Genomic DNA, 21,642 nt, shown 5'->3' on the forward strand with positions numbered 1-21,642 from the left:
CCGCCGGCTGACGCCGCAGGTGCGGTTCGCCCATCGGAAAGGCCTGCGCCACCCCCAGCCCCAGCAAAGCCGCGAAGATATATTGCACGCCGGGGATCTGAAGACTGAAATCCAGGGCCGAATGCACCGCGACCAGCACGCCTGCCGCCACCGCGAGCGCGGGTAAAGAGCGATCGCGCTCCCGCCGAACCACGCCCGACAGTGCGATGAGCGCGAACCACAGCAAGGCCAGGACCATCGCCGCCGCGGCGGGGATGCCGATCTCCATCGCAAGTTCGAGATAGGTGCTATGCGCCATCTCGTAATTCATCGGCCCCGGCAGGCTGGTATCGCGATACATCGGGAAGACGGTTTCGAAGCTGCCATAGCCGCTTCCGATCAGCGGCGCGGTGGCGATGGCGCTGCGCGTGAGGGCGATCAGCTCCGGTCGGCCGCTCAAGCCCCCATCGGCGATGCGATCGTAGGTGGCCGCGCCGCTCGCATAAAAGGCGCCGGCGACGAGGATGACGATGGTGACGATCGCGCCGCGCCCGCGCAGCTGCCGTGACAGGCTCAGCAACAGCAGCAGCGTGAGGAAGCCGGCGAGCGAGGCGAGGAAGCCCATGCGGGAATGGCTCTGCAGCAGCGCCATGGCATCGATCAGCGCACCGACCAGATAGACGGCGGGCCAGCCCGCAATCGCGGCCTGGCGCCGGCCGATCCAGCTCAGGGTCGGATCGCTTTCCCGATAGGCGCGGCGATAGGCGTCGATGAACAAGGTCACCAGGGCGAGCAGGCCGATGCCGGCGAAGGTGGCATAGGTGTTGCGATTGACGAAGGTGCCGGTGACGTCGCCGAGATAGGCCCAGCGCTCATAGACGAGCAGATAGTGATTGCCGGATATGTAATTGACGAGGCCGTACAGGGCGATCAGCGCCGCCGCGCAGGCAAAGCCATGGACCAGCTCGATCGCCCGTTCGCGCGCGCGGGCGAATTGCAGGACCAGCCAGAAGATCATCGTGGCCGAGAGGAGGCGCAGCAACGCCACTAGGCCCGCCTGCGGATCCGCGCTGATGCGGCGGTGCACGCCCGTTCCCAGTTCGGCCGAGGCCAGATCCCAGATCGGGTGGGCGAGCGATGCCGGCGCGGGCCAGAATATCTGCACGAGGATCCAGAGGAGGACGGCGCCGAACAGCAAGGCCGGCGGCCAGAACCATCCCCGCCAGAAAAGCCGCATGCGCCCCATCGCCACAGCCGCCATCCAGCCGAGCGCGATAAGCGCGACGACCACGCCTTCGATGCTCCACACGCCGGTGCGGAAGCTTCCTAACGGGATCGGCACCACCAAGAGCAAGGTGAGAAGCGCACGCCAGATCAGCTTGATCAAGGCTGTGCCTCCGCCCGCTGTTTCAAGCGTGAACCGGCCGCCGCGACCATGGCGCGTGTCGCGCGCTCGAAATCCGCGGCTTCCTCACTGCCGGCCAGAATCGCGCGCACCGGCGCTTCGATGCCGCCGTGCCGTGCCGCCGCCGCCAGCGATGACGGATCGCCTTGCGCAAGCACCCGCACCTGATCGGTCACGGACGCCGCCATATCAGGATTGGTCCGCAAGATCCGCATGCCCAACAGCAACCGCGCCTGCATCACATTAGGAACATAGCGGCCGACGAGGACCGACATTTCCCAAGCCCGCGCGGCGCCGCGCTGATCCCCCCGCTCCAAGCGCAGAAAGGCCAGCAAGGTCCAACCATAAGGGGACATGGGCGCGGCCGAGAGCGACGCGCGGACGAGCGCCTCAACCTGTGCGCGTTCGCGTCGACGATTTGGCCCCGGAAGCAGCAGCACGGTACGCGCAGCGCGGAGGTTATAGCGGGAATTGTCGAACCATCTGGCCGCCTGGGCATTGGCCGCTGCCGCCGCTTGCGCGCGCTCCGGCGAAACGGCCGGTGATGGCAGAGCCGACGACGCATCGGCGCCGGCGGGCAGCGCCGTGACGAAGGCGATTGTGGAGCTAACGCTGAGCCAGGCAAGCAGCCCCACCAACGGAGCAGAGATGAGAATGGCGGCGAGGCTAGCTCGCCGTGCCATAATATTCGCTGTATTTGGAATAATGATAGCCATAGTCGCCAAAGCCATATTTGGCATGGCGAAGCACGTTCACCTGGCTCAGCACGGATCCGGCCAGCGGAGCGCCAACGCGGCGCATCTGCTTGATCGTCGATTGCACGACCGGCAGCGGAGTTTCCCCCCAGCGGACGACGAGAATCAGCTTGTCGACGACCTTCGCCAGGATCTGGCTGTCCGTCAGCGGCGCGAAAGGCGGCGAGTCGATAACGATGAACTGATACTCATCGCGCAACCGCTGCAACAGCCGCATCATCTGATCGGAGCGCAGCATATCCGCCGGATTTACGGCGCCCTTGCCCGCGGACAAGACATGCAGGCCGGTGGCGCTGTCCACCTGCAGCGCATCTTCCAGCGCGGCCGTCCCACTCAGAACTTGGACCAGCCCGACCTCATTGTCGAAGCCCAGAGCCTTGTGCACGCGCGGGTGGCGGGTGTCGCAATCCATCAAAATGGTTCTCGCCCCGGCCTGAGCCGAAACGCGGGCCAGACCGACGCTGGTGAAGGTCTTGCCCTCGCCAGGAACGGAGGAGGACAGCATCACCATCTGCGGAGGATTGTCGACGTCGGCCAGGGCCAGGGAGCTCCGCAGCGTCCGCAATGCCTCTGGCACCATCGAAGCCGGGCGTTCCAGAACGACGTCTTCCGGCCGTTCCAGATCGGTCTTCACGGTCGGCAGGAAGGCGAGCGTGGCGCCACCGCCCAGATTTTCGAGCAAGGTCGCGCTGCGAACGGTGTTGTCCAGGCGCTCAAGCGCGAACGCTAATGCGCAGCCGCCGAGCAAACCCAACAGGATCGCGACCGCGAGCGTTTGACGGACCTTCGGGAAGGAGGGGCCCAGCGGGATGTCCGCGCCAGAGACAACGCGGGCATCCGCCTGCTGCAAATCGACCTGCTGGTTGGTTTCCTTCAGGCGATTGAGGAAAACCTCATAGATCGACTTATTGGCATCGGACTCGCGCTGCAGTTCGCGCAACCGAACGCCAGCCGATCCGCCGGCACTGACCGCATTCTCCACCTGCCCCAAGCTTGCGGACAGCGTCGCCTCGCGAGCGCGCTCGATGGCAACATCATTGGCGGTGGACGCCGCAACCTTCCCGACCTCATCGCTGATCTTGGCGCGCAGATCGCGAAGTTCCGCTTCCGCGTTGATGATCTTCGGGTGACGCTCACCGTAGGTCGACCGCAGTTCGCCGATCTTGCGGACGACTTCGCCTTCCTGGCTGCGGAGTTGCTGAATGACCGGCGACTGCAAGATGGCACCGGAGGCTTCGACGCCACCGTCGCCGCCACCTGCGCGCAACCGGCGGAGCTGCTGCAGCTGCGCTTCCTTCGCAGCACGCTCGGCCCGCGCCATAATGAGCTGTGAATTGAGCTGCGACATTTGCTGACTGGCGACCGTCGATCCCTGATCCGAGCCGACCAGCCCCGCCCGCGCGCGATAGCCTTCGGCCGCACGATCGGTCGCAACCGCCTGGGCACGCAGCTCATCTACGCGCTGCGAAAGATAGGCCGAGGCCTTCTTCGTGGCATCATATTTGGCTGCGATGCCGTCGGTAATGTAAATATCGGCCAGGCTGTTGGCGATCTCCGCCGCCAGTTGCGGCGACTCCGAGGTTGCCGTAACCGTCAGCACATAGGACCGGGGCACCGCCGCGACCGTGATGGCATCCGCTACCCGTGCAACCAAACTTGCCCGCTCGCGTGACGCCTCAAGCGCCGTCGGTTGCTTCTTTGGCGCCGCGTCGCTCGAGCCGAACCAAGTAGAGGGGCGCAAGATAGAGAAACCGTCCCCCTTCCGCATCGCCGGATTGAACTCCGGCACCTGATCCAGGTGCAGCTTGTCCGCGACAAGGCCAGCCAATCGGCGCGAGCGGAGGATCGAGGCCTGGGTCTCCATGGTCGCCTGATCGGGGGCGAGCCCCGACATGACGTCCTGAATATTCACCACCTGGGTCTTCTGCGTCTGCACCGCGACCGAAGCGGTGGCGGAATAACGCGGCTTGACCTGCAAAAGTGCAAGGGCCGTCAGCACGGCGACGATCACCGCCGTGCCGAGGATGATCTTCCAGCGCCGCTTCGCAAACAGAAGCAGACCGCTCAGATCGATTCCGGCCCCCTCGCCTCCGAACATGCCGCTTGCGGGCTCACGCTCAACCCCGCCGGTCGCCCCGGCCAGTGACGGCATATACATGGTACGAAACTTTCTTAGAGCTGCAGCCCCAGCGTGGCAGTGATGCGATTCCGGTTAAATTCGAGGCCGGGGCCCGAGAAGCTCGAAGTCCGCTTGGTCCAATCGTAGCTCAACCCGCCGTAGAAGTTACGGTTGAACAGGTAGCGTGCACCGATCGTCCCGCCGTAATAATCGTCATTGCGGGTCGTGGTCACGAGGCGGCTGCCGCGGTAGTCGTCGTGGCTATAACGCACCACCCCGGTCAGGATGAGCGTGCGCAGCACTTCATAATCCAGCGTGATCGTTCCGGCGGTCGACAGAAAGCCACGCGCATTGGCGACGACGGTTTCCTGGACAGTGCGGTCAATATTGAAACGCACCGTGGCAAGCGGCGTCGGGAACCAGGTCAAGTTCGCACCAAAAACCGGCGCGGAAATGTCAGCGAAGCGCGGATCGGTGTACGTGCGATTGAGATAGCCGCCGAACACCTCGCCCTGAAGCAGGCGGGTCAGTTCGAACTGGACACCCAACGTGCCGCGGACCTCCTTCGAGTCACGGTTGAAGCCCGCGTCGTCGAAGTTCAGATCATAATCAATCTTCTGATAACTACCGCGTGCCAAGATCCGATAGCCGGGCGAAAGCTCGAAACCCAGACGACCCGCAACACGGTACTGCTTGCGATCGCGGTCCTTGTTATTGACGAGCGCGCCGCCAATCTGCTGATTATTGGCGAAATCATATTCACGATACGATGCGTCAATGCCGTAAGACACGCGCTGCAAATCCGACGACAAGCCGAAGCCGCCCTCGGTCAAATTATATTTGGTCGGCGTACGATCGGTGTAGAGGGCGTTAGGATCACCGCGATCTTCGTGCGCCTTGCTGTAACCGCCGGCACCGTAGATGAAGATACCGCGGCTTGCCTCAGCCTGAGCATTGCCGCCGATGCTCCAATCGGTCCGATTCTCGGTCGTGCGATCGAAATATTGGTAACGGTCAAGCACGCCCCGCAGCGCGGTCGTAAAGGTGCCGAAGTCGCCACGCAGCTCGGCCGATGGGCTTATACGGGCAATGAAATCGTCCGTCTTGTTCTGCAAGGCGTAGATATTGTCATTGTACGTCAGCTGCGTTTCCAGCTTCGGAAAGAGCGTGAACGATCCAAAGCGTGCGCCAACAGGCTGCAGCGCCAGACGCGCGGCATCATCGTCTGCGACAACCTGGCTGGTCGTGCGATCAGGCAAGGCGCTTTGACTGGCAACGCTGTTATTCACCCGTGGCGGAATGGTGCTCGTTGTCTGCGCATAGGCAGACGTAGCAAGGACGAGCGCGGTCGAAGCCGCGAGATAGGCTGTGAAGCGCATAGCTTCCCCCCGTTAGCAATATGAACAATGATGCAGTGCATGGCCGCCCCCAAGACGGCCCGCCATCAAATCAGGTCGGGCTGCCGCTATTGCCCTTGGAAGGATCCGTCGCCGGCGGCTCTGCCGCAGTCGTATCCGGTGGCGTCGTAGCCGTATCCGGTACCGGGATCGCCGCCTGCTCACCCGCCGTGGGCGTGAAGGACACAACAGTATCGCGATTCGCAACGCCGACCGGCGGAAGGCCAGCAAGCTGCAACGGCCCGGCGTTGAGCGCCGCACTAGCCAAAGCATCCGCCGGCCCGACATTGCCATTGGTCGCAGAGACCGCATTCGCCACCGAAGTCGCGGGCACGCCGGCGCCACCCGAAGCCGCAGCAACAATGGCAGCCGCGGCATTCGCCTGCTGGTCCGCCGGCAGAGCCGATACGGCCGCAGCCGCAATCTGGTTTACCGCCTCAGGATGCGCAGCCGCAGCAGCCGACACGATCGAGGTTGCGAAATTCGGATGAGCCGCAACAGCAGCAGATACCAACGCCGCGATCTGATCGGGCGTCGCGTTGATGCTGGCAACGGCAATGATGTCATTGACCTGCTCCGGCGTCGTCGCCGCCTGGAGCTGGGTGACGGTATCGGCAGCAACGGCGACACCGGCCGGCGCAGAAGCCTGATCCTGCGCCAATGCCACACCGGCCACCGATGCTGACAGTAGCGCCCCGAGCAAAGCGGCCCGCCGCAGAGGCGCGGCACCAATCTTGCCAATGGTCATGATCAACCTCTATCCCCTGTTGCGTTCCGCCAGTAGCGCAATCGCTCTACCGCCCCCTCCCGGTACCAGAAACGGGGGAGGAGTAAATGGCTTTAGTCTAAATCCGACACGATTCGTGCACTTATGTTGCAGTGCGATCACAAGATCAGCACCTCGCCTCCCTCGATCGCTGCGCAGGCAAGGTTACCCGTAGCATAGGCCCCTATATCAAGCGACACCCTGTTCTGGGAAATAATCGGTTCGGCTACAATCGTGTGACCGTGAACGACTCGCCACTGCGTTTCGCCGCAGTGCGATAGAAAAGGCTCGCGTATCGTCAACAGATCGCGGCGGGTTTGCTTCGCCAGTGGCACGGCTGGTCTTATCCCGGCATGAACAAACAGAAATCCTTCTGCCTCGATGAACAATTCGAGACTTCGCAGGAACTCCATATGCTCTGCAGGAAGGGCTTGCTGCAGCTTTCGGGCTATCTCGGGCAACTTGCTCGTAGTGAGCGCTGCGCCTGTGAAGATGCCGTAGCTCGCCAGCGTTGCCGTCCCACCGAAACTCAGCCAATCCGCTCCGTCGCGAGGACTGGAAAGAAAATGTAGCATAGCATCTTCGTGATTGCCGATCAGAAAGCGTGCCGGAAGCCCCGCAAAGCTCCGCGAACAAAGCCGCTGGATAACCTCACGCGAACTTGCGCCGCGATCGATATAGTCGCCGAGGAAAATGACGCTTGTTCGCGTCGGGGCGGGGCGCGCGCCGAGATCTGCCAGGATCTTCGCTTCGACCTTGTCGAGGCTGGCGAGATGGCCATGGACATCGCCTATCGCATAGATACGTTCACCATCGGGCAAGCGGTGATCGGCTATTGGCGCCGGCGGACGGCGAAAGAAAAAGCGTTTTGGCATGGCAGTGTCCGCGCTTATGAACGCCGGGGCAAAATTGTGCAAAAATGGGATCAGTTGATTATGGGGATTAAAGCGGTTCTCGGCCTGCTTGCGCTTCTGTCCGGCACCATGTCGCCTGCTCTTGCACAAAACGCCGCCCCTTCGGCCGAAAAGGCAGCGGTTGCCACCGCGGCAACCGACTTGGCGACGGCCGGTGATTCTGCGGCCTATCGCCTGGGTTCGGGCGACAAGGTCCGGATAACGGTTTTCAACGAAGAGACGCTTTCGGGCGAATATGAAGTCGACGGCTCCGGCACGCTGGCGTTGCAATTGATCGGATCGATCAAGGTGCAGGGCAAGACCATTCCTGAGGTCACGGCGATCATCGTCAGCAAGCTGAAAGAAGGGTATCTTCAAAATCCGTCGGTCGCGATCGAAGTTCTGAACTATCGACCCTTCTACGTTCTTGGCGAGGTAAAGGAGCCGGGCAAATATCCTTATGTCAGCGGCATGACCGTCCTGAACGCGATCGCGCTGGCGGGCGGCTATACCTATCGTGGCAAGAAGGACCGAGCGATGGTGATCCGCTCCAGCGATCCCGAAAAGAAGGAACAGCGGGTTGCGCCCAACGACATCATCATGCCTGGTGATATCATTAGGGTACCGGAACGGGTCTTCTGATCTCTGAACTTCAGCGCGTTAAGGGGCACCGTCGCGGAACAAGCGACGCGTGCCTCGTTAATGTTTCGCCCTGAGCGCGTCAGAAGGCGTTGGGGTGCAATATGACCTTCAGCGTGGCGATCAGAATGCGCACGTCGCGCTTCAGGGTCCATCCGGTCAGATATTCGAGATCGGCCTGGATGCGATTGGTGAGATCCGCCGCAGTGGATGTGGCGCCGCGAAAGCCGCGGACCTGGGCAAGGCCAGTCAAGCCGGGTTTGGCGGCGTGACGCAGCCAATAACGCTCATCGACCTCCCAGAATAATGCGTCGCCTGCGGTAGACCCGATCGCATGCGGACGCGGCCCCACAATACTCATGTCTCCCTTCAACACGTTGAAGAGCTGCGGTAATTCATCGGCGCTTGTCTTGCGCAGCAGACGCCCCACCCGGGTTATGCGATCGTCGGTCCGACTGGTCGACCGATGTCCCTCCGCATCATTCTGCGCAACGCGCATGCTGCGGAATTTGTACATTCGGAACTGGCGATTGCCCAACCCGATACGGTTCTGGACGAAGAAGATCGGGCCGCCATCGTCCAGTTTGATCGCGACCGCCACCAACAGCGTGATCAATAAGAAGGGCGGCAAGATGAGGAATAGAACCGACAGATCGAAGGCACGCTTCACAATTTCATCGCGCGTGCCGAGTGGTCCACGCGCGACCAGCGCCGTCAGCTGGTTGCCATAGCTGGACGTCGCCAGCAGGCCCAGTTGTTCGACTTCGGGAATGAGCACTTCGATATTGACGCCCAAGCCTTTAAGCGCGCGTGTCCAGGCCTGGCGCCTTTCCGGCTCACATATGACGATCACCCGATCCGCATTGCGCAGCGCCTTGCCGATCCGGTCGAGCATCTGGGCCGAGGTGAGGATAGGCCGCAGGCCGTAGGTTTCGGCATGGATGATCTTCGCATCCGGCAAGGCCACGGTGGCAACGCCATCGCACAGAACGACCTCTTCATGCAGGTTGTCCGCCATCAGCCATGTCACGGCCTGCTTCACGAGATACCGGAACAGGATCAGCAGGGCAGCGGAAATAAAGAAGCCGACGATGATCGCCAATCGCGAATATTCCGAGCTCACCTTGAGGGCGAACCCGATGCCAACAACGATAAAACCGGTCATAATCAGAGCGTAAAGCGAGCGACGAACTCCGATCCGCCAATCGCGCAGCACGGTCACGCCATAGGCATGATTATTGAGAGAAAGCCCCAGGAAGAAGGGAAGCAGCACAAGCAAAACTTTCACCGTCTGCTCGGACCAAGCTTCATGCGTTCGGAATTGCGATGCCGCCGCCATGCCCCCCAGCACAGCGACGATATCTCCCAGCGCCAGCATCTCGAACAAGCGCCATCGCAGAACGGCCTTGCGCGACTGCCGGGCACGGGCCCGCAAATTTGTGAAACCCGATGTTACGTTATCCCCCACGACCCCCTCTATTCCCCAGCGGTCCGTCTGACCTAGCGTCGACCTATACTCCAATATGACAGACCTGCCCGTTCAACCTGCTCGGGCGGATAGATGTTGCGCAGGTCAACCAGGATCGGCGTCTTCAACACAGACGCGATACGCTTCAGATCCAGTGCCCTGAACGCATCCCATTCTGTCACGATCACCAACGCGTCAGCGCCTTCTGCGACCTGATAGGGCTCCGTCCCGAACTCGACATTGGACAGCAGGGGACGCGCCTGTTCCAAACCCTCCGGGTCATACGCCTTCACGATCGCTCCCGCATCCTGCAGAGCCTGGATCAACGCCAATGACGGCGCATCCCGCATGTCGTCCGTATTCGGCTTGAAGGTGAGACCCAGGATCCCGACCACCTTGCCACGCGCGTCGCCCCCCAGCGCCTTGATCACCTTGCGCCCCATCGCGCGTTTGCGCGCTTCGTTGACCTGGACGACGGACTCGACGACCCGTAGCGGAACATCGTTGTCCTGCGCCGTCTTCAGCAGTGCCAGCGTATCCTTGGGGAAGCAGGACCCGCCATAGCCCGGCCCGGCATGCAGGAACTTGGAACCGATGCGATTGTCCAACCCGATCCCGCGCGAGACGTCCTTCACGTCTCCGCCCACGGCCTCGCACAGATCGGCAATCTCGTTGATGAACGTGATCTTGGTCGCCAGGAAAGCATTGGCCGCATATTTGATGATTTCCGCCGTCCGGCGCCCGGTGAACATCAAAGGCGCCTGGTTCAGCGACAAAGGCCGGTAGACCTCACGCATGACCGCCACCGCTTCCTCATCCTCGGTACCAACAACGATGCGATCGGGACGCTTGAAATCTTCGATCGCGGCACCTTCGCGCAGAAATTCCGGATTGGAGACCACCCATGCCGTCGCCCCGACTTCCCGCACGATCCGCTCTACCTCGTCTCCCGTGCCGACAGGAACGGTCGACTTCGTGACGATCACGCACGGTTTGGTGATATGCTCGGCAATTTCCTTGGCGGCCGCGAAGACATAGCTCAAATCGGCATGACCGTCGCCGCGCCGCGAAGGGGTGCCCACCGCGATGAACACGGCGTCGGCATCTTCCACCCCCGCGGCCAGATCGGTCGTGAACGTCAGCCGTCCCGCCCGGACGTTGCTCTCGACCAGATCGGCAAGGCCCGGTTCGAAGATCGGCATGACGCCACGCTTCAGCGCGGCAATCTTCTCCTCCGCCTTGTCAACGCAGGTGACGGTATGACCAAAATCAGACAGGCATGCGCCGGACACCAAGCCGACATAGCCGGTGCCGATCATTGCAATACGCATAGAGTCTATCGCCTCGTTACTTGGATCGAAGGGAACATGCCTTGGGCCTTTGACCACAAAGCAGGGATGAAGTTAACCCGCATTTTTGCACTGCAGCATTTATATGATCTTTCGTCTGCATGTTCTTTGGCTGATCTTACCGGCGCGCAGTAATGGCAGCGATCCGTCATTCCGGCGAAGCTGATATCATGCCGCCAAATCCCAATCCTGCGCGGGCTCTCTCAAGCGCTATTCCGGCAAGATTGTGACTGCGGCGAACATGTCGCAGGCTTATCCGATCGAAAGCTTCAGCCCTGCGTCCGAAGGTGGCCAAATGCGCCTGAAGGTTCGCCGAACGAGCGGGCCACGCGCCGCTGGCCTGTTGCACGACAAGGGTGGAATCTCCCACGAAAAGCGGGTCCGCTATGCCGAGATCGCGCGCAACGTCCAAGGCGTAAAGCAGCGCCTGCCATTCGGCATCATCGTTCGTGCCAACGGCAATCCCCCTCTTAAGATAGGTCTGGCCTCTGGCCACTACCGCGACGTCGATCGGCCCTGGGTTGGGGCGGCATCCCCCGTCGAAGAACAGCTTCCGTGCAGCCACTGCGCTTGCTCTGGTCCGCGGCTCAATCCGCCGCCACGCGGCGTTCGATATCCCGCCACAGCGCCGAGATAACACCGGTCACCGGCGACCGCCCGGCATAGGTGCCCACCGGCGCATGACGGTCCGCCATCTGTTCGACCATGCTCGCCATCGGCAGCACATGCTGGTCGGGCGCGGCCGCCAAAGCGGTGCGATGCGCCAGGCGTCGGCGGTCGACCAGGTTGAAGACCGGCACGACCGGCGGCGCGCCCTTGCGTCCCCCCAGGTGCTCGATAAGCTCGCCGGCCGCCCGGCTGGACAAGGTCGACGGGATCACCGGCAAAACGATGAGGGAGGCTCCGCGGATGATCTGATCGGCGGTCACGCCCAATCCTGGCGGGCAATCGATGATGATCCGATCATAGTTTTTGTCGAGCGCCTCGGAAATGCGCAGCAGCCGCTTCTTGCTGTCGATCTCGGCAAACAGCAGATCGAGCGTGCGTAGCGAGGCGTCGGCGGGCAGCAGATCGAGGTTCGGAACAGGCGTTGGAACGATCAGCTTGCGCGGCGCAAGATCCCGCTCGATCACGGCGCGTGCCTCGTCGCCGCCGGAACGGTTCGGGCGGAGGATGAAGCTGGCGGCCCCTTGCGCGTCCAGATCCCACAGCAAGGTTCGGCGGCTCGAAAGCGTCGCCGCCGCCCAGGCGAGATTGACGGCGATGGTCGTTTTCCCCACCCCGCCCTTGGAGCTGTAAACCGCTATCCGGGCCATCACACGCGCCTCATCATCGCAGGTCCTGTTGCCGTCCGCCGTCAGAAATGCTCGGACGCCCTCCTTTGGCAAGGAATTCCTGCATTGCCGCGACTATGGTGCACGGCAAGAGCGGCGCGCCGTAGCGCCGCCGCCGGCCGATCGTTCAGGCGTGATCAGTTGCCAGTGCGGCCCTGATGAAGATGGCCGATCCAGCGAGGCCCTAGGCCGCCAGCCCTTTTGCCACGCGGCGCAGCATCCTTTGCTTGGCGGTTGCTTATTGCGCAACGCCGTGGCCGGCCGGCCAATGCGACGCCGGCAGTGTGACGATCACACTGGTGCCGGGATCAACCGCCGAAGTCGCCAAGGTCACCCGATATTGGCCCGCGGCCACCGTCCAGCCAGGCTTTGCGCTGTCCCACATGCCCAGCAGGCGCGGGTCGACCATGACCGATGCCTGTTTGATTTGGCCGGGCGCCAAGGCCAGTTTGGCAAAGCCGCCCAACCGCTTGGGCGCTTCCCAGCCGCCATTCACGGGTGCCACATAGATCTGGGCGACCGATTTTCCGGCCGCCTGTCCGTCATTTCGCACGCTGAAGCTGGCCGATATCGTGCCGCCTTTGACGCCCGCTTTCAGACCGCCCTGGGTAAAGCTGGTATAAGACAGGCCATGTCCAAACGGGAAGAGCGGGCGCGTGCCGTTCTTGTCGAACCATTTGTAGCCGACCGCAGCCCCCTCGGTGAAGCGAACGTCGAAGACCTCTTTCTCGCCCCGGTTCAATCCGTCTATCTCCGCCCGCGGCCAATCAGCGGCGGCACGGCCGAAGGTCGCCGGCAGATGGCCGGAGGGATTCACTTTGCCGGTGAGGATGCGCGCAATGGCTTCGCCGCCCTTGCTGCCGGGATACCAGGCCTCCAGCGCGCCTTTGACCCGATCGATCCAGGGCATCAGCACGGGTCCCCCCGTCTGCAGCACCACGATCGTGTTGGGGTTGGCGCGGGCAACCGCGTCCACCAGCGCATCCTGATTGTCCGGCAGCGTCAGCGGGAAATCGAGCGATTCCGCTGTCCATTGCGTGACGAAGACGATGGCAACGTCGGCGTCACGTGCCGCGGTCTCGGCCGCCGACACATTGCTGCCGTCCGCCCAGGCAATCTTTGCCGCCGGGCGTTCCGCCTGCAGCGCCTTGAGCGGCGAAGACGGGGCATAGACGATCGGGCCCGGCCAGGTCTTCGGACCCTCCCCCTGCACCGCCGATCCGCCGCGGGGATAGACCTGTGCCGAGCCGCCACCTGTCAGCACGCCGACGTCGGCATGGCCGCCGATGATCGCGATCCGTTGTGCTGACGCTGCGAGCGGCAATATTTGCCCCTCATTCTTCAGGAGCACGATACCTTCTTCGGCATCGGCCTGACTGATCGCTTCGTGCGCCGCGAAATCGATCGGCTGATCGGCGGTCGGGGGATTGTCGGCGGCGCCGCTGGCGATGAGGGCGCGAGCGATGCGCCGCACCTTGTCGTCGAGCACCGACATCGGCACGCGTCCGTCCGCGATCGCCGCCTTCAGCTTGTCGCGATAGACATAATCCTTGGGCTCCTGCACGCCCGCTTCTTGATCGAGCCCGCCCAGCGCATCCTTGACCGTATCGTGCATCGCGCCCCAATCGGACATGACGAAGCCCTGATATCCCCAGTCGCCCTTCAGCACCGTGTTGAGCAGCCACGGATTCTGACAGGCCCACTCGCCATTGACCAGATTGTAGCTGCACATGATCGCGCCGGGATTGCCCTGCTCGATCGCGATCTGGAAGGCGAGCAGATCGGACATGCGCGCCGACGGCTCGTCCACCAGGATGTTGACCGTAGTGCGCCGCCGCTCCTGATCGTTAAAGGCGAAATGCTTGACGGTCGTGATGATGTGGTTGGATTGGATACCGCGCACGATCGCGCCCACCATCGTCCCCGCCAGCAACGGATCCTCGCCGCCATATTCGAAATTGCGGCCGTTTCCGGGCTCGCGCAGCAGGTTCACGCCGCCGGCCAGCATCGTATTGAAGCCGGATGCGCGGGCTTCCGCGCCGATCATGGCGCCGCCCTTCACCGCAAGATCCGGATTCCAGGTAGCGGCGGTGAGGATGCCCGCGGGAAGCGCGGTGCGCTGCAGATCGGCGACGGCCACCCCTTGGGTGGCGACACCGCTGCCCGCGTCGGTCTGCCATTGCGGCGTGAAATGCAGGCGAGGCACGCCCGGCACGAAGCCCGCCGATTGGCGACGCGCGTCGGGATGGCGATATTGATTACGATCAACCTGCGTGCCGTAATAGCTCGTCACCAGGACCAGCTTCTCATCGACCGTCATGGCGTTGACGAGCAGGTTGGCGCGCGCATCCGCCGACAACGCCTTATTCTGCCAGGCCAGCGGCGCCGTGGCGGCTCCCACCGGCGCCGCCGCAGCCAGCATCGCGGCCGTGATCAGGATGCGCGTAATCTTCATGCCCGAAGCCCCTCTCGATTATTTAAAATCTCTTTAAGAAGGGGTTCGGGCGCGCGCAATCGTGCTGTGGGCGTAAGCCGACAGGCGTAACTTCAAAGTGTTGCGGCGATGGCGCGGGCAGCCGCGTCCGGATCTTCGGCGCGCGTGATGGGACGTCCGATCACCAGGATCGACGCGCCATTATCGAGCGCCTGACGCGGCGTCATGACACGTTTCTGGTCGCCGCTCGCGCCGCCCGCCGGGCGCACGCCCGGAACGACGAAGAAGCCATCGCGCCACAATTTGCGCGCGGCCGCGACCTCGAAGCCGGAACACACGACCCCGTCGAGACCGGATTCATGCGCCAGCGCCGTCAGCCGCTCGACCTGCTGATGTTCGTCGCCGCCGACGCCGATCGATCCGAGATCGTCCGCATCCAGGCTGGTGAGCACGGTCACTGCGACCACCTTGGTTGAAGGCGGGGCGGCTGCCTTGGCATCCTCCATCATCGCGCGGCCGCCCGCGGCGTGGATCGTCAATATGGACGGCGCAACCCCATGCAGGGCCTGGATGGCGCTGGCCACGGTATTGGGGATGTCATGCAGTTTCAGGTCGAGGAAGATCGGCAGTCCCAGCGCCGCAAGCTCCCGCACCCCATGCTGGCCATGGGCCGAGAAAAATTCCAGGCCCAGCTTCAGGCCACCAACATGCCCCTTCACCTTGTTCGCCAAACGGACGGCCTGGGCGAGATCGGGCGTGTCGATCGCCACGTAGATACGGCTGAACATCAATCTGCCTTGAACGGATCCGGCGTCTGCGGCGGGGATGCCGGAGCCTCCTGAAGATAAGCGGGCTGTGGCGGCACCGGCATAGGCGCTGGGGATGCAGCAGACGCTGCGGGAACGACCGTAGGCGCCGCCACGCGATCGACCAGCGCCAGCTTGCGCGCATGCCGCCAGCGAAAGGCGCGATGCCATGCATAAGGCGGCACAAAGCCGATCAGGAACATGATCAGCAGCAGCACCGGCAGCTTCACGTCGGCCTGCAGATCGCCGAACAGACTGATCGTCACCGCGGACCAATTCCGGATTGAGAACACCACCACGATCACCGTGACGACGATCCAGAAGAGGGTGCGCAGAAAGGCCATGGCTCGAGATTAGGACCGAAACGACGGCATGGCCAGTGTCACATTGCCAGCACGTCCTGGCACCGCTATGTTCTTGCTTCGTTCGATCGACGGGACCACGATGGCAAAGCCTCAACGCCGATATACCTGCCAGCTATGCGGCAGCGTCTCCAGCAAGTGGCAGGGCCAATGCGTCGATTGCGGCGAGTGGAATACGCTGGTGGAGGAAACCGGCAGCGGGGTGGTGACGCCGTTCGCCGCCAAGCATGATCTGCGTTCGGGCGGCCGCACCATCCTCGTCAGCGGGCTGGACACCGACGTCGCGCTGCCGCCGCGGCTGGTCACCGGCATTGGCGAACTCGATCGCGCATTGGGCGGAGGTCTGGTCGCGGGATCGGCCACGCTGATCGGCGGCGATCCCGGCATTGGTAAATCGACCCTGCTGTTGCAGGCAGCGGCAAGGCTGGCGACGTCCGGCGCGCGCGTTACCTACATCTCTGGCGAGGAGGCGGCCGATCAGGTTCGGCTGCGGGCGCGACGGATGGGGTTGGGCAACGCGCCGGTGCAGCTCGCCACCGCAACCTCGGTGCGAGACATTTTGACGACGCTGGACAGCGGCGCCCCGCCCGCCCTGCTGATCATCGATTCGATCCAGACGATGCACTCCGATCTGATCGAGGGCGCGCCCGGCACGGTCAGCCAGGTCCGTGCGTCCGCACAGGAGCTGATCCGCTATGCCAAGGAGCGCGGGAGCGCCCTCGTCCTGGTCGGCCATGTCACCAAGGACGGCTCGATCGCGGGCCCGCGCGTGCTGGAACATATGGTCGATACGGTGCTCAGCTTCGAAGGCGAGCGCAGCCATCAATATCGCATCCTGCGCGCCGTGAAGAACCGCTTCGGCGGCACGGACGAAATCGGCGTGTTCGCGATGGGCCAGCTCGGCCTGGATGAAGTCACCAATCCCTCCGCCCTGTTCCTCACCGAGCGCGGCGAGGCGATCAGCGGCGCGATCGTCTTCCCCGCGATGGAAGGCACGCGGCCGGTGCTGGTCGAGATCCAGGCGCTGGTCGTCCGCCTCGCCAGCGGCGCCACCCCGCGCCGCGCGGTCGTCGGCTGGGATAGTGGCCGCCTCGCCATGATCCTCGCGGTGCTGGAAGCGCGCTGTGGCCTCAGCTTCTCGACCTGCGAAGTCTATCTGAACGTCTCGGGCGGCTATCGGATCGCGGATCCGGGCGCGGATCTGGCGGTCGCGGCGGCATTGGTCTCGGCACTGGCGGAACGGCCCATCGCGGCGGATACGGTCGCCTTTGGCGAGGTTTCGCTGTCCGGCGAAGTGCGCGGCGTTGCGCATGGTGCGCTGCGCATGAAGGAATCCACGAAGTTGGGATTCGGCCGCGCGCTGTTGCCCGGATCGATGCGCGAAACCACCCAGGGCATCGCCACCAGCGGTTTCGCGACCTTGGGGGCGCTGGTGGACAATCTTCTGGGCCGCTGACGACAGGCCCGAGTCTTAGGAGCTAGCCGAGCGCGACGCGCCGTTGCGCCTGCTTGGCGGACGTATCGCGCAACGCCCAGCGGATCAGCGTGCCGACGCCATGAACCCCGGCGCGGATCGCAGGCGCAGGCACGGTGCGCAGACCATGCATGCGCGCAGCCCAACCCGGCAAGAGATTGATCCCGGCCTGCATCATCAGCGTTCCCACCGGCACCAAGGCGGCATTCGGGGCGGATTGCTTGAGCAGGGCACCCGACACTTCGCGCGTGCGCGCGTCGCTGCGCAGCTGTGGGCGAATATCGCGCAGATAGTGGTCGAGCGCTGCCCGCGTCGCCGGCACCCCTTCCGCGCCGAGGCGCCGCGCGACGATCGCGGTTTCCGCCAGGTAACGATCCTGCTCGGCAATCGGAAAGTCCGGATCGCGATAGCGTATATAGGCTTCCAGGAAGCAGGCGACTTCGGCCGCATGGACCCAGGTCAGGAGATCTGGATCGTTGGCGGAGTATGGCGTCCCGTCCGGGAGCACGCCGGAAACGCGATCATGAATGGTCTGCACACGCGTGATCAGCCGTTCCGCCTCCTCGGTTGAGCCATAGGTCGTCGCGGCCACGAATTGCGCGGTCCGGCGCAGCCGTCCCAGCATGTCATGGCGGAAGTTGGAATGATCCCATACGCCGGCGAGCGCGCCGGGATGGAGCATCTGCATGAGCAACGCGGCGATGCCGCCGATCATCATGGTGGTGAAGTCGGCATGGACTTTCCACGACGCCGACTGGGGGCCGAACAGCCCGCAATCGCCATGCATGAGATCGATATCGCCCGTACCATGGCCGACCAGATCATGGATCTGTCGTTCGAGAAGGGTCCGCACGTCCAGCATATGGGGCCGAACGCGCCGAACCAACGGACGATGCATCGCCTCTCCACACGGCGCGTTGCAGGATGATGTTGGTCTTCCTGGATTTCGAAGCGTCCTCGCTCGCCAAACCATCCTATCCGATCGAGGTGGCATGGATCTTCGAGGATGGGCAGAACGAAACCTATCTCATCCGTCCTGCCCCAGGTTGGGGCGATTGGGATCCCCGCGCCGAGGCGATCCATCATATCCCGCGCGACACCCTACTGCGCGACGGCACGCCGCATGATGCGGTCGCGCGCCGGATGGTCGAGCGCCTGTCCGGCCACGACCTCTCGGCAAGCGCGCCGTCGTGGGATGGGAAATGGCTCAGCACGCTCCTCCGCGCCTCGGGCCTGCCGCGCCATGCGCTGCGCCTGCGCGCGACGCTGGAGGTTCGGCGCGACACCGCGCGCGCCATCGTCCAGGGCCATGTTCCACCGGATCGCGAAGATGCGATCGTCACCGCACTGGTCGAAGCTGCACGTGATCCCGGGCAAAACCGGCCGCCCCGCCATCGCGCCCTGGCGGATGCGATGGACGAGCGCGATCGCTGGTTAAGCGTGCGTCGTGCCGCGGAGCAATTGGTCCTTTCCTATTCCGCCCCGCCTTCGTAGGGGCGACGGAGGGCCCGACCACAGAGCCGCACGGGAAGACGAACATTGGCGACGAAGCTGGTAACGATTGACATCGGCGGTACGCACGCGCGTTTCGCCCTGGCCGAGGTTGAGGACGGTCGCGTCGTCAGCCTCAGCCCCGAATCGACCTTCAAGACGGCGGAGCATGCCAGTCTGCAACTGGCGCTGGAGGCGTTTGCCGACGAGCAGCAGGAGCCGCTGCCCCGCAACGCCGCCATTGCGTTCGCCGGGCCGGTCCATGGTGAGGTGCTGAAGCTCACCAACAATCCCTGGATCATCCGGCCCGCGCTGATCCCGGAAAAGCTCAACATGGACCGCTATACGGTGGTGAACGATTTCGGTGCGGTGGCGCATGCGGTCGCCCGCTGCGACCCGCAGCATCTGCGCCATCTCTGCGGCCCGCAGCACAATCTTCCGTCCAAGGGAGTCATCAGCGTCGTCGGGCCCGGCACCGGGCTCGGCGTCGCGTATGTCCTCTGCCAGGATGGCACCTACCATGTCGGAGAAACCGAGGGCGGCCATATCGATTATGCCGCGCTCGACCCGATCGAGGACGCAATCGTCAAGACACTGCGCAGTCGCTATCGCCGTGTCTCGGCCGAGCGGGTCGTTTCCGGCCCGGGCCTTACCAACATTTATGGCGCACTATCGACGCTGGAAGGCCGCTCCGTCGCGCCCAGCGACGACAAGACCTTATGGACTGCCGCACTGGAGGGGAGCGATAGCCTCGCCGCCGCCGCGCTCGACCGTTTCTGCCTGTCATTGGGGGCTGTCGCAGGCGATATCGCGCTGGCGCAGGGCGCAACCGGTGTGGTCATCGCCGGCGGCCTTGGCCTGCGGTTAGCGGATCACCTGCCCCGCTCCGGTTTCGCGCAACGCTTCGTCGCCAAGGGCCGGTTCGAGCGGATGATGTCCGATATACCGGTCAAGCTCATCACCCATCCCCAGCCAGGCCTGTACGGCGCCGCCGCCGCATTCGCGCAAGAGCATCACGCCTGACTGATGCCTCGCCCTCGCCGGCGCTGACGCCGCCTGATCGCGCCATGCTGGAAAGGGTGGCGCAGCAGGGGGACTTCATCGTCACGCGTGCGATCGAATGGTGCGCGATCAACAGCGGCAGCCACAATTTGGACGGCCTGACCGAGATGGCCACACCGCTGGTCACGACCATGGCGCGACTGGGCGATGTGGATCGCATCCGCCTTGCCCCGACGCAGGCGGTTGCCTCCGACGGCACGGTGCAGACTGTGCCTTCCGCCGATGCGCTGCGCCTGCGCGTCAGACCACAGGCGCCGGTGCAAATCGCTCTGACCGGCCATTACGACACCGTCTATCCTGCCGAGACGAGGTTCCGCAGCGTCACCACGCGTGAGGACGGAGCGCTGCACGGTCCGGGTATCGCGGACATGAAAGGCGGCATCAGCGTGATGCTGGCCGCCCTGGCAGCATTCGAAGCGCATCCCGCCGCCGACGCGCTCGGCTACACAGTTCTGCTGTCGCCGGACGAGGAAACGGGCTCGCTCGCATCCGCCCATCTGCTGGCGGAGCTTGGCGCGGCGGCCCATGTCGGCATGACCTATGAGCCCGCACTTGCGGACGGAACGCTTGTCTCCGCCCGTAAAGGTTCGGGCAATTTTCACCTGCGCATTACCGGGCGCGCAGCGCATGCCGGGCGCGACTTTGCGAGCGGCCGTAACGCCATCCTGGCCGCGGCCCGCATCGCCCAGGCGCTCGACGCGCTTAACGGCCAGCGCGAAGGCGTCACTGTCAATGTCGCACGGATCGACGGTGGTGCGCCGCTGAACATGGTGCCGGACATTGCCGTCCTGCGCTTCAACGCCCGCCTGCCCGACGCGGCCGCCGAAGCCTGGCTGGAAACCGCCATTCGGGAAGCCATGACGGACGGCGAAGGGGACGGGATCACCTTGGATCTGCATGGCCGCATCACCCGCCCGCCCAAGCCGTTCGTTCCCGCGCAGCAGGCGCTGTTCGATGCGGTCCGGGCGACGGGCGCGCTGATCGGCCAGACGATCGCCTGGGCGCCGTCCGGAGGTGTGTGCGAGGGCAATAACCTGTTTGCGGCAGGGCTACCCGGCATCGACACGTTGGGCGTGCGGGGCGGCGATATTCATAGCGAGCGGGAATTTGCTTGGGGCGAAAGCTTCGTCGAACGTGCCCAATTATCCGCCTTGCTGCTGGCCAAGCTGGCCGATGGTTCGATTGACGGGCCGGCGCTTCGCCACGCTTTGAAAGGCTGACATGACGACGATCCCGACGGACCGCAGCTTCGCGGCCTTCCTGTTCGACATGGACGGGACGCTGCTCGACAGCATCGCCTCGGCCAATCGCTGCTGGAAGAATTGGGCAGAGCGCCACGGGCTCGATTTCGCGCAGATCCAGCCGACCATGCACGGCATGCGGGCGGTCGAGACGATCCACCGCTGGGCGCCCCACCTCGACGTCGAAACGGAATATGCCGCGCTCACCCAGGCGGAGATGGAGGATCTGGACGACGTCGTCGCCATATCCGGCGCGGACATGTTCCTGCGAGCATTGCCGCGGGATCGCTGGGCGCTCGTCACCTCGGCACCGCGGACCCTGGCGGAACGGCGCATCGCGGCGGCAGGCCTTATCGACCCGCCGCTTCTGGTAACTGCCGATGATGTCGCGCGCGGCAAGCCCGCGCCCGATTGCTTCCTGCTCGCGGCCGAGCGCCTCGGCGTCTCGCCTGCACAGTGTCTCGTATGGGAGGATGCCGCCGCCGGAATCGCGGCCGCTGAAGCTGCGGGGATGCAGGTGGTGGTGATCGGCGCCACCCATGCCAGCCCGATGGAAACGGTGCATCCCGTGATCGGCGGCTATGACGATCTGGAAGTGCTGCTCACGCCGGAGGGGCAGTTGCAGTTGGCCGTCAGGGGGTAAAGCCGATGCGCGCCATAGCCGTGGC

The 21,642-nt window shown here is 63.9% G+C and carries 20 protein-coding genes; 6 read left to right on the forward strand and 14 right to left on the reverse strand.

All coding sequences use genetic code 11. The features are described from left to right. From ACOJSI_RS13110 to ACOJSI_RS13135, 6 genes are all read right to left on the reverse strand, one after another. A partial coding sequence (locus tag ACOJSI_RS13110; protein WP_420138740.1) for an O-antigen ligase family protein occupies window positions 1-1,366 on the reverse strand: 1,366 nt, incomplete at its 3' end. Further along, on the reverse strand, window positions 1,363-2,067 hold the full coding sequence (locus ACOJSI_RS13115; protein ID WP_420138741.1) for a hypothetical protein: 705 nt from the start codon (window positions 2,065-2,067) through the stop codon (window positions 1,363-1,365). The genes ACOJSI_RS13110 and ACOJSI_RS13115, both read right to left, overlap by 4 nt. After that, complete coding sequence (locus ACOJSI_RS13120; protein WP_420138742.1) at window positions 2,051-4,297, reverse strand: GumC family protein; 2,247 nt, start codon at window positions 4,295-4,297, stop codon at window positions 2,051-2,053. Before ACOJSI_RS13120 ends, ACOJSI_RS13115 begins: the two co-directional genes overlap by 17 nt. A gap of 14 nt (window positions 4,298-4,311) precedes the next feature. Further along, a complete protein-coding gene (locus tag ACOJSI_RS13125; RefSeq protein ID WP_420138743.1) occupies window positions 4,312-5,637 on the reverse strand; it encodes an outer membrane beta-barrel protein in 1,326 nt (441 codons plus the stop codon). Window positions 5,638-5,707: 70 nt separating this feature from the next. Then, complete coding sequence (locus ACOJSI_RS13130) at window positions 5,708-6,403, reverse strand: hypothetical protein (protein ID WP_420138744.1); 696 nt, start codon at window positions 6,401-6,403, stop codon at window positions 5,708-5,710. Window positions 6,404-6,540: 137 nt separating this feature from the next. After that, window positions 6,541-7,242, reverse strand: coding sequence for a metallophosphoesterase (locus ACOJSI_RS13135; RefSeq protein WP_420138745.1), 702 nt, complete (start codon window positions 7,240-7,242; stop codon window positions 6,541-6,543). On the opposite strand from ACOJSI_RS13135, the gene ACOJSI_RS13140 reads away from it, so the two are divergent. Further along, entirely contained in the window at window positions 7,201-7,956 is a 756-nt protein-coding gene (locus ACOJSI_RS13140; RefSeq protein ID WP_420138746.1) for a polysaccharide biosynthesis/export family protein, read from the forward strand. The genes ACOJSI_RS13135 and ACOJSI_RS13140 overlap by 42 nt on opposite strands. A gap of 79 nt (window positions 7,957-8,035) precedes the next feature. Here the strand turns inward: ACOJSI_RS13140 and ACOJSI_RS13145 are convergent, their stop codons facing one another. The 7 genes from ACOJSI_RS13145 to ACOJSI_RS13175 all read right to left on the reverse strand — a co-directional run bounded on the left by ACOJSI_RS13145 (window position 8,036) and on the right by ACOJSI_RS13175 (window position 15,688). Further along, entirely contained in the window at window positions 8,036-9,331 is a 1,296-nt protein-coding gene (locus tag ACOJSI_RS13145) for an exopolysaccharide biosynthesis polyprenyl glycosylphosphotransferase (protein ID WP_420138764.1), read from the reverse strand. A gap of 122 nt (window positions 9,332-9,453) precedes the next feature. Further along, complete coding sequence (locus ACOJSI_RS13150) at window positions 9,454-10,752, reverse strand: UDP-glucose dehydrogenase family protein (RefSeq protein WP_420138747.1); 1,299 nt, start codon at window positions 10,750-10,752, stop codon at window positions 9,454-9,456. A 166-nt stretch (window positions 10,753-10,918) separates the two neighbouring features. After that, window positions 10,919-11,410 (reverse strand): reverse transcriptase-like protein, encoded by a 492-nt coding sequence (locus tag ACOJSI_RS13155; protein WP_420138748.1) that lies wholly within the window; start codon window positions 11,408-11,410, stop codon window positions 10,919-10,921. Further along, window positions 11,358-12,086, reverse strand: a complete 729-nt coding sequence (locus ACOJSI_RS13160; protein WP_420138749.1) for a ParA family protein — start codon at window positions 12,084-12,086, stop codon at window positions 11,358-11,360. Before ACOJSI_RS13160 ends, ACOJSI_RS13155 begins: the two co-directional genes overlap by 53 nt. Before the next feature lie 256 nt (window positions 12,087-12,342). Continuing rightward, a complete protein-coding gene (locus tag ACOJSI_RS13165; RefSeq protein ID WP_420138750.1) occupies window positions 12,343-14,559 on the reverse strand; it encodes a beta-glucosidase in 2,217 nt (738 codons plus the stop codon). Between the two features lie 92 nt (window positions 14,560-14,651). Continuing rightward, on the reverse strand, window positions 14,652-15,326 hold the full coding sequence (pyrF, locus tag ACOJSI_RS13170; RefSeq protein WP_420138751.1) for an orotidine-5'-phosphate decarboxylase: 675 nt from the start codon (window positions 15,324-15,326) through the stop codon (window positions 14,652-14,654). Then, window positions 15,326-15,688, reverse strand: coding sequence for a hypothetical protein (locus ACOJSI_RS13175; protein ID WP_420138752.1), 363 nt, complete (start codon window positions 15,686-15,688; stop codon window positions 15,326-15,328). Before ACOJSI_RS13175 ends, pyrF begins: the two co-directional genes overlap by 1 nt. A 100-nt stretch (window positions 15,689-15,788) precedes the next feature. Between ACOJSI_RS13175 and radA the strand changes: the two genes are divergently transcribed. Beyond that, window positions 15,789-17,162: a DNA repair protein RadA gene (gene radA, locus ACOJSI_RS13180; RefSeq protein WP_420138753.1), complete on the forward strand. Its 1,374-nt coding sequence runs from the start codon at window positions 15,789-15,791 to the stop codon at window positions 17,160-17,162. 22 nt (window positions 17,163-17,184) lie between these two features. On the opposite strand, the gene ACOJSI_RS13185 is transcribed toward radA, so the two are convergent. Continuing rightward, complete coding sequence (locus ACOJSI_RS13185; RefSeq protein ID WP_420138754.1) at window positions 17,185-18,078, reverse strand: oxygenase MpaB family protein; 894 nt, start codon at window positions 18,076-18,078, stop codon at window positions 17,185-17,187. A gap of 26 nt (window positions 18,079-18,104) precedes the next feature. Here ACOJSI_RS13185 and ACOJSI_RS13190 point away from each other — a divergent pair, with 26 nt between their 5' ends. The 4 genes from ACOJSI_RS13190 to ACOJSI_RS13205 are packed head-to-tail and all read left to right on the forward strand — an operon-like array spanning window position 18,105 to window position 21,617. Beyond that, on the forward strand, window positions 18,105-18,674 hold the full coding sequence (locus ACOJSI_RS13190; RefSeq protein WP_420138755.1) for a transcriptional regulator: 570 nt from the start codon (window positions 18,105-18,107) through the stop codon (window positions 18,672-18,674). A gap of 45 nt (window positions 18,675-18,719) precedes the next feature. Next, window positions 18,720-19,694 (forward strand): glucokinase, encoded by a 975-nt coding sequence (gene glk, locus ACOJSI_RS13195; protein WP_420138756.1) that lies wholly within the window; start codon window positions 18,720-18,722, stop codon window positions 19,692-19,694. Between the two features lie 23 nt (window positions 19,695-19,717). Further along, window positions 19,718-20,953: a hydrolase gene (locus ACOJSI_RS13200; protein WP_420138765.1), complete on the forward strand. Its 1,236-nt coding sequence runs from the start codon at window positions 19,718-19,720 to the stop codon at window positions 20,951-20,953. Between the two features lies 1 nt (window position 20,954). After that, window positions 20,955-21,617 carry an HAD-IA family hydrolase gene (locus ACOJSI_RS13205; RefSeq protein ID WP_420138757.1) on the forward strand — a complete coding sequence of 221 codons (663 nt, stop codon included), beginning with the start codon at window positions 20,955-20,957 and terminating at the stop codon, window positions 21,615-21,617. Window positions 21,618-21,642 lie beyond the last annotated feature (25 nt).

This window comes from Sphingomonas sp. (genome assembly GCF_048595155.1).
Taxonomy (GTDB): domain Bacteria; phylum Pseudomonadota; class Alphaproteobacteria; order Sphingomonadales; family Sphingomonadaceae; genus Sphingomonas_I.

Coding starts and splice junctions, on each gene's coding strand:
- ACOJSI_RS13115 (WP_420138741.1), bottom strand. CDS start 2,067: ATGGCACGGCGAGCTAGCCTCGCCGCCATTCTCATCTCTGCTCCGTTG.
- ACOJSI_RS13120 (WP_420138742.1), bottom strand. CDS start 4,297: ATGTATATGCCGTCACTGGCCGGGGCGACCGGCGGGGTTGAGCGTGAG.
- ACOJSI_RS13125 (WP_420138743.1), bottom strand. CDS start 5,637: ATGCGCTTCACAGCCTATCTCGCGGCTTCGACCGCGCTCGTCCTTGCT.
- ACOJSI_RS13130 (WP_420138744.1), bottom strand. CDS start 6,403: ATGACCATTGGCAAGATTGGTGCCGCGCCTCTGCGGCGGGCCGCTTTG.
- ACOJSI_RS13140 (WP_420138746.1), top strand. CDS start 7,201: ATGGACATCGCCTATCGCATAGATACGTTCACCATCGGGCAAGCGGTG.
- ACOJSI_RS13145 (WP_420138764.1), bottom strand. CDS start 9,331: ATGCTGGCGCTGGGAGATATCGTCGCTGTGCTGGGGGGCATGGCGGCG.
- ACOJSI_RS13150 (WP_420138747.1), bottom strand. CDS start 10,752: ATGCGTATTGCAATGATCGGCACCGGCTATGTCGGCTTGGTGTCCGGC.
- ACOJSI_RS13160 (WP_420138749.1), bottom strand. CDS start 12,086: ATGGCCCGGATAGCGGTTTACAGCTCCAAGGGCGGGGTGGGGAAAACG.
- ACOJSI_RS13165 (WP_420138750.1), bottom strand. CDS start 14,559: ATGAAGATTACGCGCATCCTGATCACGGCCGCGATGCTGGCTGCGGCG.
- pyrF (WP_420138751.1), bottom strand. CDS start 15,326: ATGTTCAGCCGTATCTACGTGGCGATCGACACGCCCGATCTCGCCCAG.
- ACOJSI_RS13175 (WP_420138752.1), bottom strand. CDS start 15,688: ATGGCCTTTCTGCGCACCCTCTTCTGGATCGTCGTCACGGTGATCGTG.
- radA (WP_420138753.1), top strand. CDS start 15,789: ATGGCAAAGCCTCAACGCCGATATACCTGCCAGCTATGCGGCAGCGTC.
- ACOJSI_RS13185 (WP_420138754.1), bottom strand. CDS start 18,078: ATGCATCGTCCGTTGGTTCGGCGCGTTCGGCCCCATATGCTGGACGTG.
- ACOJSI_RS13190 (WP_420138755.1), top strand. CDS start 18,105: ATGATGTTGGTCTTCCTGGATTTCGAAGCGTCCTCGCTCGCCAAACCA.
- ACOJSI_RS13205 (WP_420138757.1), top strand. CDS start 20,955: ATGACGACGATCCCGACGGACCGCAGCTTCGCGGCCTTCCTGTTCGAC.